This window comes from Burkholderiales bacterium (genome assembly GCA_015075645.1).
In the GTDB taxonomy this organism is placed as follows: Bacteria; Pseudomonadota; Gammaproteobacteria; order Burkholderiales; family Casimicrobiaceae; genus VBCG01.
Window position 1 is genome coordinate 44,082 of sequence record JABTUF010000005.1, and the last position, 15,334, is coordinate 59,415.

The window sequence follows — 15,334 nt, forward strand, 5'->3', positions numbered from 1 at the left end:
GCATCTTCGCACCGCCCCGGACCGTGGCGGTCCTGCCGGTCCGGACAGCGCCGCCGCGGGCCGGGGTCAGGGGCAGCGGCGCGCCGGTAGAATGGCCCCCCACCTGCGCAGGTCCGGTTCATGAAACGCATCCTGATCCTCGGCGTCAACGGCTTCATCGGCCACCACCTCTCCCACGCGGTCCTCGCCTCCACCGACTGGGAGGTGTACGGCATGGACATCGAGGCCGACCGGATCGCCGACCTGCTGCCGAAGCCGCGGTTCCACTTCTTCGAGGGCGACATCACGATCAACCGCGAGTGGATCGAGTACCACGTGAAGAAATGCGACGTGCTCCTGCCGCTCGTCGCGATCGCGACACCCGCCTCCTACGTGCGCGAGCCGCTGCGGGTGTTCGAACTCGACTTCGAGGCGAACCTGCCGATCGTCCGCGCCGCGGTGCGCCACCGCAAGCGCCTCGTGTTCCCGTCGACCTCCGAGGTCTACGGCATGTGCGCCGACGACGCCTTCGACCCGGAACGCTCGGACCTCGTGCTCGGACCGATCAACAAGCCGCGCTGGATCTACTCGTGCGCGAAGCAGCTGATGGACCGGGTGATCCACGCCTACGGCATCGAGCAGGGACTCGACTACACGCTGTTCCGTCCGTTCAACTGGATCGGCGCGGGACTCGACTCGATCAACACGCCGAAGGAAGGCAGCTCGCGCGTCATCACCCAGTTCCTCGGCCACATCGTGCGCGGCGAGCCGATCCGGCTGGTCGACGGCGGCGCGCAGCGGCGCACCTTCACCTGCGTGGACGACGGCATCGCCGCGCTCATGCGGATCATCGACAACCCGGGAGGCGTCGCGAGCCGGGCGATCTACAACATCGGCAATCCCGCCAACGACTGCTCGGTGCGCGACCTCGCGACGATGATGCTCGAACTCGCGGAGCGCTACCCGGAGTACCGTGACAGCGCGTCGCGCGTCGCGCTCGTCGACACCTCGGCCGACAGCTACTACGGCAGCGGCTACCAGGACGTGCGGCACCGCGTTCCGGCGATCGAGAACACGATGCGCGACCTCGGGTGGGCGCCGAACGTCGGCCTGCGCGATTCGCTCGTGCGCATCTTCGACGCCTACCGCGGCCACGTCGCCGCGGCACGCGCGCTGGTCGAGTAGCGTCGCGCCGATGCGTCTCGCGCTCAAGGTCGATGTCGACACGCTGCGCGGCACGCGCGAAGGCGTGCCGCGGCTCGTCGAGATCTTCCGGCGGCACGGCGTCGGCGCGACCTTCCTGTTTTCCGTTGGCCCGGACCACACCGGTCGCGCGATCCGGCGCGTGTTCCGCCCGGGCTTCGTCGGCAAGGTGCGCCGGACGGGCGTCGTCCACCACTACGGCGTGAAGACGCTCCTGTACGGCACGCTCCTGCCCGGTCCCGACATCGGCCGGCGCGCCGGCGACGTCATGCGCATGACGCGCGACGAGGGCTTCGAGACCGGGGTCCACAGCTTCGACCACGTCCGCTGGCAGGACGGCGTCGCGACCGCCGACGCCGCGTGGACGCGCTCCGAGATGACGCGCATGTGCGAACGCTACGCCGACGTGTTCGGCGAGGCCCCCCGCGTCCACGGCGCGGCCGGCTGGCAGATGAACCTCCACGCGCTGCGTCTCACGCAGAGGCTCGGATTCGAGTACGCCTCCGACGGCCGCGGCACCCATCCGCACCTGCCGTTCTGGAACGCCGAGCCGGTCCGCTGCCCGCAGTTCCCGACGACGCTGCCGACGCTCGACGAGCTGATCGGGCTCGACGGCGTCACCGCCACCAACGCGGCCGACCGCCTGCTCCACCTGACCGAGGCCCCGGTCGCGTCCGGCCACGTGTTCACGCTGCACGCGGAACTCGAAGGGATGCGCCTTTCCCCGGTGCTGGAGCAACTGCTGGGCGGGTGGAAGGCGCAGGGCTGGCGGTTGGGGAGCCTGCGGCAGATGCGCGACGCGGTCGAGCCGCTCGCGCTGCCCCGGGCGTACGTCGGGACCGGGACGGTCCCGGGGAGAAGCGGTACGCTCTTCGTGCAGCAGGGCCCGTTTCCGGGCGAGGCCGTGCCGCGCGCCGCCTGAGAAGCTGTGAAAGAACCCTGCATCCCCGCGCGCGGCATCGACGCGTCGCCGCGATCGCATGTGCGCGCGCGGACATTCCCCTCAAGCCCGAATCGAACCGAAGGATCGCCACCATGCTCGGCAAGAAGGTTCCCGACTTCACCGCGGAAGCGACCGCAGGCCCGTTCACGTTGTCCGACCACAAGGGCAGCCCGGTGGTCCTGTACTTCTATCCGAAGGACAACACGCCCGGCTGCACCACCGAAGGCGCCCAGTTCCGCGACCTCCACGGCAAGTTCGCCAAGGCCGGCGCGGTGGTCGCCGGCATCTCGCGCGACTCGATCAAGTCGCACCAGAACTTCGCCGCGAAGATGGGGTTTCCGTTCCCGCTGATCTCGGATGCCGACGAGAAGCTCTGCCAGGCGTTCGACGTCATCAGGATGAAGAACATGTACGGCAAGAAGGTGCGCGGCATCGAGCGCTCGACCTTCCTCGTCGGCGCCGACGGCAAGCTCGCTCGCGAGTGGCGCGGGGTGAGGGTCCCCGGCCATGCCGCCGAGGTCCTGGCCGCCGTCGAGGCGCTCGGAAAGCCGACCCGATGACGCTCACCGGGGTCAGGCCGCACCGGGGGTGACAGGCCCCGGCGGTGCGGCTTTGGCACAAAGGGTGGACATTCCGGGGGTTGGGGCCACAAGTTCTTGTGTTTTCGCCGGCCCGGAGCGTAGGATGGGCTTGCGCGGCGCCCTTTGCCCCGGGCGCCTCCCAGGAGAGCCATGGTCGAACGCAAGCTGCGCCCCGCCCCCTCCCAGCTCATCTCGCTCGCTTCCCGCAAGGCCGCCCGCTCCAGCAAGTCGGGCGGGCATCCGTCTCCGACGACGACCCGGCTCTTCGTGCTCGACACGAACGTGCTGATGCACGACCCGACGAGCCTGTTCCGGTTCGAGGAGCACGACATCTACCTGCCGATCCTCACCCTCGAGGAACTCGACAACCACAAGAAGGGCGTCACCGAGGTCGCGCGAAACGCGCGGCAGGCGTCGCGCTTCCTCGACGAACTGGTGACAGCGCACACCGGGCAGGGCGGCGACGGCATCTCGGGCGGCATCCCGCTCGAGCAGAAGAGCAACGGCGCGGCGACCGGACGGCTCTACCTGCAGACCGAGACGATCACGACCGCCCTGCCTCCCTCGCTCGCGAACGGCAAGGCCGACAACCAGATCCTCGCGGTGGTGATGCACCTCGCGCACGCCCACGCGCGGCGCGACGTCGTGCTGGTGTCGAAGGACATCAACATGCGGATCAAGGCCCGCGCGCTCGGGCTCGCGGCCGAGGACTACTTCAACGACAAGGTCCTCGAGGACACCGAGCTCCTCTACTCCGGCATGGAGGAGCTGCCCGCCGACTTCTGGGATCGGCACGGCAAGGGCATGGAGAGCTGGCAGCAGGGGGGCCACACGCTCTACCGCATCTCCGGCCCGCTGGTGCCGACGCTCCTCGCCAACGAGTTCGTGTGGCTGGAGCCGCCGGGCGAGGCGCCGTTCCACGCGATCGTCAAGGAGGTCAGCGGAAAGACCGCGCTCCTGTCGACGCTCAAGGACTACACGCACCAGAAGAACAACGTCTGGGGCATCACGGCGCGCAACCGCGAGCAGAACTACGCGCTCAACCTGCTGATGAACCCGGACATCGACTTCGTGACGCTCGTGGGTCAGGCGGGCACCGGCAAGACGCTGCTCACGCTCGCCGCGGGACTCATGCTGACGCTGGAGTTCAAGGTCTACACCGAGATCATCATGACGCGCGTCACGGTCCCGGTCGGCGAGGACATCGGCTTCCTCCCCGGCACCGAGGAAGAGAAGATGAACCCGTGGATGGGCGCGCTCGAGGACAACCTCGACGTGCTCAACAAGACCGATGACGATGCGGGCGAATGGGGGCGCGCGGCGACGCGCGACCTGATCCGCTCGCGCATCAAGGTCAAGAGCCTGAACTTCATGCGCGGGCGCACGTTCATCAACAAGTTCCTGATCATCGACGAGGCGCAGAACCTGACGCCGAAGCAGATGAAGACGCTGATCACGCGCGCCGGCCCGGGCACCAAGGTCGTGTGCCTCGGCAACATCGCGCAGATCGACACGCCCTACCTGACCGAGGGCAGTTCCGGCCTCACCTACGTCGTCGACCGCTTCAAGGGCTGGCCGCACTCGGGGCACGTCACGCTCACGCGCGGCGAGCGCTCGCGCCTCGCCGACCGGGCGGCGGAGATTCTCTGATGCAGTTGTCAGTTGGCAGTTGACAGTCGCGGCGAAGTCTCCGGTGGCGGCGCGTTGAGCGCCGATGCAACGTTTCCGTGGGTCAGGCTTGCCTGAAGCGATCAGCCGAATCGGAGGGTCGCAGCGAATGGCGACGGGCCGAAGCCGGACCTGCAAGGAAGTCTCAACGGCGCTTCATGCGCCGCCACCGGAATCACCGGCGCCACGGTCAACTGCCAACTGTCAACTGACAACTGACGCCCGTGAACGCGAAGCCGGTCCTGTCGCTCGTCGTGCCCTGCTACAACGAGGCGGCCGGCCTCGCGTCGTTCTGGGCCCGCGCCTCCGACGCGCTCGATGCGCTCGGACTCGCCTCCGAGGCGATCTTCATCGACGACGGCAGCCGCGACGAGACCTTCGCGGTGCTGGGTGCGCTCGCCTCGCGCGACCCGCGCGTGCGGGTCGTGGCCCTGTCGCGCAACTTCGGCAAGGAGGTCGCGCTGGCGGCGGGCCTCGACCACGCGCGCGGCGAAGCGGTCGTGCCGATCGACGCCGACCTGCAGCATCCGCCCGAACTGCTGCGTGAACTCGTCGCGAGATGGCGCGACGGGCACGACGTGGTGATCGCGCTGCGCCGCGACCGGGCGACCGACCCGTGGACCCGCCGTGCGGCGGCGGACCTCTTCCACCGCCTGTTCGCCCGTCTCGCGGCGGTCCCCGCCCCGCGCGGCGCGGGCGACTTCCGGCTGATGTCGCGCCCGGTCGTCGACGCGCTCCGCCGCATGCCCGAGCGCATCCGCTACATGAAGGGCATGTACGCGTGGGTCGGCTTCCGGACCACGACGGTCGAGTACGACGTCGAGGAGCGCTCGTCGGGCGAGTCCCGCTTCGGCTTCGTGCGGCTGTTGCGCCTCGCGCTCGACGGCGTCGTCTCGTTCTCCGCGCTGCCGCTGCGCGCGTCGAGCGTGCTGGGCGCCCTGTTCGCGCTCGTCGCGATCGCCTACGGCGGCTGGCTCGTCGTCCGCACGATCCTGCACGGCGTCGATGTCCCCGGCTACGCGTCGCTGATGGTCGTCGTGCTGTTCCTGGGCGGCGTGCAGCTCCTCTCGCTCGGCGTCATCGGCGAGTACCTGGGCCGCATGTACGACGAGGTCAAGGGCCGTCCGCTCTACCTGGTGCGCGCCCGGCTGGGCTTTCCCCCCGACGACCCGCGTCCCTGAGGTCGCGGCGATGGCGCTCGCGGCCGCGTTCGTCCGCTTCGCCTTCGTCGGGGCGATCGCGACGGCGGTGCATGCCACGGTGTTCGCGCTCGCCATCGAGTTCACGCCCATCGACCCGGTCGCGGCGACCGCGCTCGCGTTCTGCATCGCGTTCGCCGTGGGGTTCGCGCTCAATCGCGGCTGGACCTTCCGCTCGCGCGGCCGCCCGGCCGCGCAGTTGCCGCGCTACCTCGCCGCGCAGCTCGCCGGGCTCGCCTTGAACGCCGCGATCATGGCCTTCGCGGTCCACGACCGGCAGTGGTCGCCCTACGCCGGACTGGCGCTCGGCCTGCTTTTCGTGCCCCCGGTGACCTTCGCGCTGTCGCGCTGGTGGGTGTTTCGCTGACCGCGCAACGGCTGCACGAACCGCGATCGACGTCGGCGCCGTCCGAGGCGCGCTGTACCCACACGGGGCACCAAGTCACCGCCCGGAGCCGGCGGCACCGAGCCGCGCGCGCACGCGTTGCGCGAGCGTCCGCAGCTCGTCTCCGCAGCGGCGGTCGTGCGCGTGCGCCTCGGCCACCCGCAGCACCTCGCGCGCGAGCGCGGTCCCCCGTGCGGCGTCGCCGCCCGGCACGAGATGCAGCAATGCCTCGAACCAGGGCAGGAACAACGGCGAGGGCGGCACGCGCGCGGCGGGATCCGCCAGCGCCGCGTCGATCGCCCCGATCTCGACGAAAGCGCGTTCGTGGTTGCGTTCCAGATGCCGCCGGTATGCCGCGGCGACGACGCGAGCGGCACCGTGGCCGCCGCGCTGCACGAGATCCTCGGCGACCGCGGGCAGGAGCCGGTCCAGGTATCCCGGAGCGAGCGTCGCGAACGCGTGTTCGCGCCGCGGCATCGCGCCTTCATCGACGGCGAGCGCGAGCTCGTCGGCCGCGCGCTCGTCGCCGAGCGCGAGGCGGAGGAGCGCGCCGTCGATGCGCATCGTCCACAGGGTTCCTATCGCCTCCATGAACCAGATCGTACCGAGCGCCGCGCACCGCACGGTCGCCTCGACCGCCGCGCGGTACGATGCGAGCGCGCCGGCGTAGTCCCCGCGGACGTTCTGCGCGATCTGCGCATCGAGAAAGAAGCGCATCGGCAGGCAATAGGACCCGACCCGGCCCGCCTCCTGCGGCGTGGCGCACGCGCGCAGCTTCTCGATCGCGCGGACGGGATCGAGCGCCTCGGGCCCATGCCGCGCGGCGATCAGCGCGTCGAGGTGGTGGAGAACAGGAGCCGCCTCCGCGAAACGGCGCGCGCGCGAGAGGTCGCGGAGCAGGCGGTAGAGGTAGCCGATGCGCACCGACGGCTCCAGCGCTTCCTCCTGCCCGCGACGGGCGAGGTAGTCGAGTACCGGGCCGCGGTACGCCTCGCGTTCCGGCGGCAGCGAGAATGGACGCCGCGACGCCCACAGGAACTGGCGCCCGTTCATCGAGCGCCAGTGCCGGTGCTCGAACCCGGCCGCCGCCGCTGCGGCCTCGAATGCGCCGCGCGACAGCACGAAACCGTGAAATCCCGGCGACAGCGCGGCGAGCGTGGTCGACGGCTCGGTCGACGGATCGATGCACGACGCGTCGGGGGTCGTGAGCACGAGCACGCCGTCGTCGGCGACGTGACGTGCGAGCAGCGCGGCGAACGCGCGGGAATCATCGGTGTGCTCGATCACCTCCGAGGCCAGCACGACGTCGAAGCGCCGGCCGGCCAGCGGACCGCTGTCGAGGCGCTCGGCCACGATCGGCGCGCCGAGCATCTCGCGGCCCAGGCGGCCGTAGGGCGCGCTCTCGACGCCGATCGCCTCGCCGCGTCCGCTGTGCCGCCAGAAGTCGACGCCGAAGCCGAAGCCGCAGCCCACGTCGAGTAGCGAACCGCGTTCGCGCGCGATCAGCGCCGGCCAGACCGTCTCCCATACGTCGCCGCCGGCCTCGACGTAGTGGCGCCAGGCGTCGCCCGCGATCTGGTCGACGTCCGCGATGTCGGTGATGCCCGGCGGATCGAATGCCAGCGTGCCGCAGCCCTCGCAGCGAAAGAGCTCGAGGACCGGATGCGGCGGCTCGACCGAGGGGACCGTCAGCACCCGGGACGACGGGCCGCGCCCACCGCAGGCCGGGCAGCGCAGGTCGTGGGCGCGCGGCGCATCCGCAGGATCGAAGACGATCTCGTCGGGGAGGATCGCTCGGCGGGCGACGTCGGTGTGCAACATGGGCGAGATGGCGCCGATCAGCGGGCGTCCGCGTCCGCGGGCACGTCGTCCCGGCGAAACGCGAACCGCCGCGGCGGGCGATCCAGCTCCGGATGATAGGCGGGATCGCGCGAGAGTCGCTCCGCGTGCCGCTCGCGCATCGCATCGGCATCCTGGCCCGCCGCCGCCGCGGACTCGGTCGCGCGCAACGCACCCGGAACGCGGAACACCGCCGACGGATGCCAGATCGCGCGACAGCCGCGCGCCGCCGCACGCAGGCACAGGTCGACGTCGTGGTAACGGCGCGCGAAGGCGTCCGCGTCGTAGCCGCCGAGTTCCTGCCAAAGCGTCCGCCGGATCGCCATCGCATCGCCCCGGACCGCCGACACGTTCTGCACGACGTCAAAGCGAACGGCTGCCGATGTCGCGAATCGCGACGACGCGGCGAACGCCAGGTCGACGATGGCGTCGCGGTCGAGGAACCACGCGCCGCCGACCGACATGCCGAACGCGTCGCGGATCTCGCCGCCGGCCGGGCCCGCGTCGGCCAGGGCCGCGTGTGCCGCGAGCACCTGGATGGCTTCGACGGGCGTTGCGTCGATGTCGCCGCGCAGGAACAGCAGCACCTCGCCGCGTCCGCGCGACGCCGCGTCGTTGATCCGCGACGCATCGCCTTCGCCGAGCGTGAGCGGTTCCGCGCTCACGCCCTCCCTGCGGGCCGATGCGAGCTCGACCTCGCGCACGTCGATGACCTGCGCAGGCAGCGCGGCCCACCACCCCGGTCCAGCGTTTCTCCCGGCCTCGACCAGCACGACGAGCGACACCGTCGGGGTCGCCCGCGGATCGGCCTGCAGGTGGTGTCCGCCGCCGACGCGCGCGATGGTCACGTCGACGCCGCGGCGCGCCCATGCGTCGGCGACCGTGCGCTCCTGCGCGGACGCGGCGTAGGTCTTCTGCCGATGCCCGGCCGCCGTCGACCCCGCGCTCCGCCGCCAGTGGTAGAGCACCTGCGGCACGTGACGGATCGATCGCGCGTCGACACGTTCGGAGCAGCGCAGCGCGAGGTCCCAGTCCTGGGCTCCCTCGTAGCCCTCGCGAAAGCGCCCCGCCGCCTCCACCAGCGCGCGCCGGTAGACCCCGAGGTGGCTCACCACGTTCTGCGAGCGCAGCAGCGCCGGGTTCCACGCGGGCTTGAAGTACGGCTCGATGCGCATGCCCGCCTCGTCGAGCTTGTCCTCGTCGCTGTAGAGGATCGCCGCGTCGCGATGGGCGTCGATCGCCAGAGCCATCTCCGCGAGCGCGTCCGCCGCGAGCAGGTCGTCGTGGTCGAGGAGCGCGACGAACGGTGCGGTCGCGAGCGCGAGCGCCGAGTTCGACGCGGCCGAGATGTGGCCGTTGCGCTCGCGAAAGGTCACGCGGACGCGCGCGTCGCGCGCCGCGCAGTCACGCAGCACCGCCGCGACATGCGGCGCGCGCGATGCGTCGTCCGCGATGCACAGCTCCCAGCGGCCGTAGGTCTGCGCGAACACGCTGTCCAGGCAGGCGCGCAGGTGCTCTTCGGGCGGATCGAACACCGGGAGCACGATCGCGATGAACGGCGCGTCGGAGCGTGCGGCGATCGCGCGGCGGCGCTCCTCGCGCGAGGCGTCCCGCGCGCGTTCGCGCGTGTCACGCCAGGCCCGGTAACCCTCGGCGGACGCTTTGCCCTGCGGATCGCGCGCGAGTTCGAGATTGCGAATCGCCGCCGCCACGCCCGGGCGCACGTCGAGGGCGCGGGCAATGAGGCCGGCCGCCTCGTCGAAGCGGAACTGCATGAGCCGCGTCACGCCGAGCATGTGCAGCGCGTCGAAATCCGCCGGGTCGACTTCGAGCGCCTGCTGGTAGAGTCCGGCCGCCTCGTCGAGCCGCCCGGCGTGCTGCGCCGCGAGCGCCCCGCGCTTCAGCGCGTCGAGCCGCCCGGGATCGGACGACCGTCCGCCGGGCGCACCGTGGCATTCCTTGAAGCGGCGCCCGCTGCCGCAGGGACATCGGGCGTTGCGCGCCACCGCGCCGATCGGTCCCGGGGTCATCGCCGCCCGGTCACGCGGGCCACAGGTGGGCGAGTCCGCGGTCGGCGAGCGCGCCGCGCAGCCGTTGACGACCCCGCTCGTCGAGTGCGGGATGCTCGCCGATCCGCGCGAGGAAGCGCCGCAGGACCCGCTCGACCTCGACCTGTCCGGCGAGATGGCGCGACACGAACGTGTTCGCGCCGTGGATCCGGTAGCGATACAGGGGCTCCGGGACGACCGCGATCCCGGTCACCGCGCTCGCCGCGAGCACGAAATCCCAGTCGTGGCACACCTCCAGCGCGGCGAACGCGCCGATCATGTCGAGGAGCGAGCGGCGGAACACGAGGTTGCCGCTCGACACCGCGAGGTTCGTGCGCGTGAGCGCTTCGATGCGCTCGTCGGGCGTGCGCACCGTCCGGATCGATGCCGCCAGCGCCTCGGTCGCCGGGTTCGCGGCCGGCCGGTCGTCCTCGTCGACGAAGGAGACGCCCGACCAGGCGAGCATCGAACTCGGGCCGAGCGCGTGAGCAAGCCGCGCGAGCCGGTCGCGTTCGTAAGCGTCGTCGGAGTTGATGAGCGCGAGCGTCTCGCAGGAGGCGAGCGCGAGTCCGCGGTTGATCGCGACGTGCGCGCCATGGTTCGACTGCCGGGCGAGCGTCACCGGGAACGGTGCATCGAGCGCGAAGCGTTCGACGACTCCGGCGCTCCCGTCGCTCGACCCGTCGTCGACGACGACGAGTTCCCGCGGCAGCGCGCTCTGCGCGGCGACCGACGCGAGCGCGCGGGCGACGAACCGCTCGTGGTTGTACACCGGCATCACCACGCTCACGCCGCTCGCGCCGCGCGCAGGCGGCGATCCGAAGCGTCGGACGGTCAGCGCGCCGGTCGCGATCGCCTCGGAGGCGTCGCGCTCGACCGCGCTCCAGGCAGGACGCTCGAGCGAAGGCGCGTTCGCCCGCGAGCCTTCCGCGAGGCCGTCGCGGAACGCCTCGAGGTAGGCCCGCCCGTAGCGGGCGTCCGGCTCGAGGCAGCAGCCTTCCGCCCATTCGTTCCACGCGTTCACGAAGAGGAGCCGCTCGTCGCCGGAAAGCCGCCTGCGCGTGTCGATCACCATCCGCTCGACCCACCAGCCGAAGAGTTCGGGACTCGAGCCCGTGAACACGGTGCCGCGCGCTCCTCGGCGCGCAGTGTTGTCCCAGGACGGGAACACGCAGCGCAGCGTCTTGTGCGCATCGACGTCGCGCCGCACCGACTGGATCACCTGCGCACGGTAGCTCGTCACGATGCCGGTGAAGTCCGGCGCGAGGCCGGCGACCTGGGCGTTCATCCAGACGGCGCGGTGCCCGTGTGGAGGAAACTCGACGACCGCGTCGAACGCATCGCGCATCGCGGCGGTGAGATCCCCGGTCTCGCAGGCGACGAGATACGGATCGGCCTCCCCCGCCGCGCGCGCCTGCTTCCGCCACATCGCCGTCGTCGCGGCGATCTCCGGAATCAGCGGAGCCTTGTAGACGAGGAGGACCGGCCGCCCGGCGACGCGTACGTAGCGCGGATCGCGGAACAGGCGCAGGAACGCCTCGAAGACACGCGCGCTGTCGTCCCTGCTGTAGCGCTGCTCGAGCAGCACTTCGTGGTCCAGACCGTCCCAGCGCCGCGTCCAGTTCTCGTTCGCCCAGCACACGCAGAACGGGAAGTCCGGCGTGCCTCGCGCGAGCATGGCCTCGAGCGGGCGCTCGAGCAGCCGCCGGCCGTTGAACCAGTAGAAGTAGTAGCAGAAGCCGAAGATGCCGTGCGCACGCGCGAGTCCCGCCTGCGCGAACGCGACCGCAGGATCGGTGAGGTCGTACCAGCCGAGTTCGCCGGGAAGCTTCGGCTGCTCGTGGCCCGCGAACTGCGGCACCGCGCGGCGCACGTTGGTCCACTCGGTGAAGCCTTCGCCCCACCAGGCGTCGTTCTCCGGAACACGGTGGAACTGCGGCAGGTAGAACGCGAGCGCGCGCACCGGCGCGTCGTCGCGCGTCACGGCGCCGTCCCGACGTGCGGAATCGCCCGCGGGTCGAGGCCCGCGCCCGCACCGACGGCCACCCGCACGCGCCGGCGCCCCTGGCCGGAGATCTCGCGCAGCCGGTCGATGAAGCTCGACAGCGTGTTGTCGACCACCACCAGCGCGACCGCCCGCGCGCGCGTTGCGAGCGTCCAGTCGCCCAACGGCCGGCCGGTGCCGACGCACACGACGACGTCGCGCTCGCCGCAGGAGGCGAGCCGCGCGGCGGCGTCGCCCGCGATCGTGCGCCCCCGCTCGACCACGATACGTTCGCAGGCCGCGCCCCGCGCGTCGGCATCGCGGGCCAGGGCGTTCGCCACGTCGGGGTCCTGCGCCGCGTCGAGCACGAACACCCGGTCGGAGGCCCCGACGCCGTCGAGCGGCGCGACCGGCGGATCGACGACGAGCTTCGCGTAGCGGGGCAGCACCTCGCGGCACAGCGCGGCCTCGTCCTCGGCGATGCGGCGTCCCTGGACCACGAGCGCGAGATTGCCGTGCGCCGCCTCGAGCCCGGGCGCGAGCGCGAGGGCGCGCCGGATGTCGCGTTCGGCGTCGTCGAATGCCTGGAGCTGGAAGTACGCGACGCCGCGCATGTGCCAGGCGTCGAACAGATCGGGCCGGAGCGCGAGAACCGCGTCGTAGCCGCCGATCGCCTCGCCGATCTGTCCCGCCTGCTGCGCGGCGAGCGCGGCCTGCAGGCGCGACGCGATCTCGTCGCCCGGCGGCGGCGCCGCCATGGCCGCCGGCGCGCCCGCGCGGCCGTGGCAGTCCTTGTACCGGCGCGCGCTGCCGCAGGGACAGGGCGCGTTGCGCGAGGACGGCGGGACCAGCGTCGTCGTCGCCATGCGGCCCATCAATACGAACCGGGCGCCGCGAAATTCTCGAAGCGCGTGTACTCGCCGAGGAAGGTCAGCCGCACGGTCCCGATCGGGCCGTTGCGCTGCTTCGCGATGATGATCTCCGCGACGCCCTTGTCGGAGGTGTCCTCGTTGTAGACCTCGTCGCGGTAGATGAACAGGATCACGTCCGCGTCCTGTTCGATCGCCCCGGAGTTGTGGCTGACGACGCCGTCGGCGAGCCAGCTCGAAGGACCGGGCACGGTGAGGTCGTACACCTCATCGACGCCCGCGGCCTCCACGGCGACAACGCGGTCCCAGTACAGATCGGAAGCGGCCCAGCGCGCGAGCGTCGCGTCGTCGAGCAGGCGCGCGTACGAATCGACCGTCGCACGACTCGGGGCGAAGCCGAAATGACTCGTTCCCCCGTACGCCGTCCCGCGCATCGCCGCCATCGCCCGCTGCGTCACCGCGCCGCGCGCCATCGCGGTTCGCACCGATGCGAACACCTCGCGGGGTAGCGTGTCGGCGTTCGGATTCGCCCGGGTGTGCGCCAGCAGGCGCGCGAGTTCGCACGCCGGAGCCGCTCGCGGACCGAACGCACCCACGGCTTCGAGGAAGCGCCGTTGGTCCCTCGAGCCCGACACGTCGACCGTGTGCACGCTGCGTGCGGTCGCGTGCGCCACGGTGCGCAGCCGGGCGACGATGCCGAAGCGAAGCAGCAGCGCCGCAACGTCGTCCGCGAGTCCGCGGCTGGACGTCGCGAAGTAGACGCGCGGCGCCCCGCGCGCGTCGCGCTTGCGCAGCGCGATCGAACCATCGGTCGCCCACAGGTGGCGCAGGAGCAGCGCGATCTGCGCGTTGGCGAGCCTGAAGACCTCGCGCGGCAGCCGCTTCTCGTGCGAGCGTTGGCCGAAGACGCCGAGCGACTTCAGCCACGCGCCGACCCCGCGCGGATGCCGGCGATCGCCGTTGCCCGCGATGACGAGCTGGTGCCACGCGCCGCGGCCCGCATGCCGGGTAACGGTGCTTCCGAGCGCCTCGGCGGCGTCACGCACCGCCGCGCTGTTCTCCTCGCTGGCTGTCGTGTACCGCAACGGCTGGTGGACGAGGTAGCTGCCGTCGCCGACGAGGTGGCCCAGGAGCACGATCGCCTCGTCGCGCCAGACGAGGGGCTGCGCCGGCTCCGGCAGCGTGCGCGCGATCGCGAGACGCGAGCCCGGCTGCAGCGCCGACACCGTTCGCCAACCCTCGCCGGTCAAGAGCCGGTGCTCCGCGGTGGCGCGAATCGAACGCCCGCTGGCGAGCGAGACCCGGAACACCGACTTGGCGCCGACCGGCCAAACGCGGTCGCTCGTCGCGCGGCACAGGCGCTGGTCGGCGTCGACGGCCCACACTTCGGGCGCCTGTCCGACCAGTTCGCGGATCGGCGTGCGCGAGCCGTCGCTCGCCACCACCAGCGTGTCGCCGGTCACGCACTCGCGCAGGTCGCTCATCACCGGCCGCTTGTTCGGGCGCTGTTCGAGCGAGCGGTTCAATTGCGAGAGCGCGATCACCGGCACCTGCAGCTCCTTCGCGAGCGCCTTCAGCGACCGCGAGATCTCGGAGATCTCGGTCGCGCGGTTCTCACCCTGCGACGAGGCCTGCATGAGCTGCAGGTAGTCGACGATGACGAGGCCGAGGGGCGCGTGCGCGCGCGCGATCCGGCGCGCCCGCGAGCGGAGTTCCATCACGGTGAGCGCGGGCGTCTCGTCGATCAGGATCGGCGCGTCGTTCAGCCGGCCGAGCGCGGTCGACAGGCGCGTCCAGTCCTCGGCCTGCAGCTTGCCGGTGCGCAGGTTCTGCGACGGCAGCCGGCCGACCGAGCCGATCATGCGCAGCGCGAGCTGATTCGCGCCCATCTCCATCGAGAAGATCGCCACCGGCCGCTTCAAGTCGAGCGCGACGTGCTCGCCGATGTTCACCGCGAGGCTCGTCTTCCCCATCGAAGGCCGCCCGGCCACGATCACGAGGTCGCCGGCCTGCAGGCCGGCGGTCATGCGGTCGAGGTCGCTGAAGCCGGTGGCGGTGCCGGTGACGTCGGTCGGGTGCTCACGGTTGAAGAGCTCCTCGATGCGTTCGACCACGCCCGCCAGGAGTTCCCCCACCTTCGCGTACTGCTTGCGTCCGCGCGAGCCCGCCTCGGCGATGTGCATGACCTTCGTCTCGGCCTCGTCGAGGAGCTGCGAGGCGTTGCGACCCATCGGCTGGTAGGCCGACTCGGCGATCTCGCCCGCCGTCGAGGCGAGCTGGCGGAGCACCGAGCGGTCGCGCACGATCTGCGCGTAATGGCGGACGTTCGCGGCGGTCGGCACGCCCTGCACGAGCGCGCCGAGGTAGGCGAGCCCGCCGACGTGGTCGAGCTTGCCCGAGGAGGCGAGCGACTCCGCGAGCGTGACCGCATCGGCCGGCCGGCCCTCGCCGATCAGGCGCGCGGCGTGGTCGTAGATCGTGCGGTGCGCGTCGCTGTAGAAATCCGCCGCCGACACCACGTCGCCGATCTTGTCCGCCGCCTCGTTGTCGAGCAGGAGCGCGCCCAGCACCGACTGCTCCGCCTCGAGCGAATGGGGCGGCAGGCGCAGGGGGGCGACTTCGTTGCGGTCGGGCAT

Annotated in this window: 10 protein-coding genes and 2 pseudogenes; 6 read left to right on the top strand and 6 right to left on the bottom strand. The window is 71.6% G+C overall.

Annotated elements, in window-relative coordinates; all coding sequences use genetic code 11:
- Positions 1–120 precede the first annotated feature (120 nt).
- The 6 genes from HS109_13485 (at position 121) to HS109_13510 (ending at position 5,940) form a co-directional block, all read left to right on the top strand.
- The gene (locus HS109_13485; GenBank protein ID MBE7523383.1) at positions 121–1,164 is read left to right on the top strand and encodes a bifunctional UDP-4-keto-pentose/UDP-xylose synthase; all 1,044 of its coding nucleotides are present in this window, start codon (positions 121–123) and stop codon (positions 1,162–1,164) included.
- Between the two features lie 10 nt (positions 1,165–1,174).
- Positions 1,175–2,104, top strand: coding sequence for a polysaccharide deacetylase family protein (locus HS109_13490; protein ID MBE7523384.1), 930 nt, complete (start codon positions 1,175–1,177; stop codon positions 2,102–2,104).
- A 104-nt stretch (positions 2,105–2,208) separates the two neighbouring features.
- Positions 2,209–2,685: a peroxiredoxin gene (locus tag HS109_13495; protein ID MBE7523385.1), complete on the top strand. Its 477-nt coding sequence runs from the start codon at positions 2,209–2,211 to the stop codon at positions 2,683–2,685.
- 171 nt (positions 2,686–2,856) lie between these two features.
- Positions 2,857–4,356, top strand: a complete 1,500-nt coding sequence (locus HS109_13500) for a PhoH family protein (protein MBE7523386.1) — start codon at positions 2,857–2,859, stop codon at positions 4,354–4,356.
- 233 nt (positions 4,357–4,589) lie between these two features.
- Complete coding sequence (locus HS109_13505) at positions 4,590–5,555, top strand: glycosyltransferase family 2 protein (GenBank protein ID MBE7523387.1); 966 nt, start codon at positions 4,590–4,592, stop codon at positions 5,553–5,555.
- Positions 5,556–5,565: 10 nt separating this feature from the next.
- Positions 5,566–5,940, top strand: a complete 375-nt coding sequence (locus tag HS109_13510) for a GtrA family protein (GenBank protein ID MBE7523388.1) — start codon at positions 5,566–5,568, stop codon at positions 5,938–5,940.
- Between the two features lie 75 nt (positions 5,941–6,015).
- Here the strand turns inward: HS109_13510 and HS109_13515 are convergent, their stop codons facing one another.
- The 6 genes and pseudogenes from HS109_13515 to HS109_13540 form a co-directional block, all read right to left on the bottom strand.
- Positions 6,016–7,779: a methyltransferase domain-containing protein gene (locus tag HS109_13515; GenBank protein MBE7523389.1), complete on the bottom strand. Its 1,764-nt coding sequence runs from the start codon at positions 7,777–7,779 to the stop codon at positions 6,016–6,018.
- Positions 7,780–9,722: 1,943 nt separating this feature from the next.
- A pseudogene (locus HS109_13520) lies at positions 9,723–9,827 on the bottom strand (SEC-C domain-containing protein).
- A gap of 10 nt (positions 9,828–9,837) precedes the next feature.
- A complete protein-coding gene (locus tag HS109_13525) occupies positions 9,838–11,829 on the bottom strand; it encodes a glycoside hydrolase family 99-like domain-containing protein (GenBank protein ID MBE7523390.1) in 1,992 nt (663 codons plus the stop codon).
- Positions 11,826–12,587, bottom strand: a complete 762-nt coding sequence (locus HS109_13530) for a tetratricopeptide repeat protein (protein ID MBE7523391.1) — start codon at positions 12,585–12,587, stop codon at positions 11,826–11,828. The genes HS109_13525 and HS109_13530 overlap by 4 nt, the downstream gene beginning before the upstream one ends.
- Positions 12,588–12,729: pseudogene (locus HS109_13535) on the bottom strand (SEC-C domain-containing protein). It lies immediately after the preceding gene.
- Positions 12,704–15,334, bottom strand: a complete 2,631-nt coding sequence (locus HS109_13540) for a replicative DNA helicase (GenBank protein ID MBE7523392.1) — start codon at positions 15,332–15,334, stop codon at positions 12,704–12,706. Before HS109_13540 ends, HS109_13535 begins: the two are co-directional and overlap by 26 nt.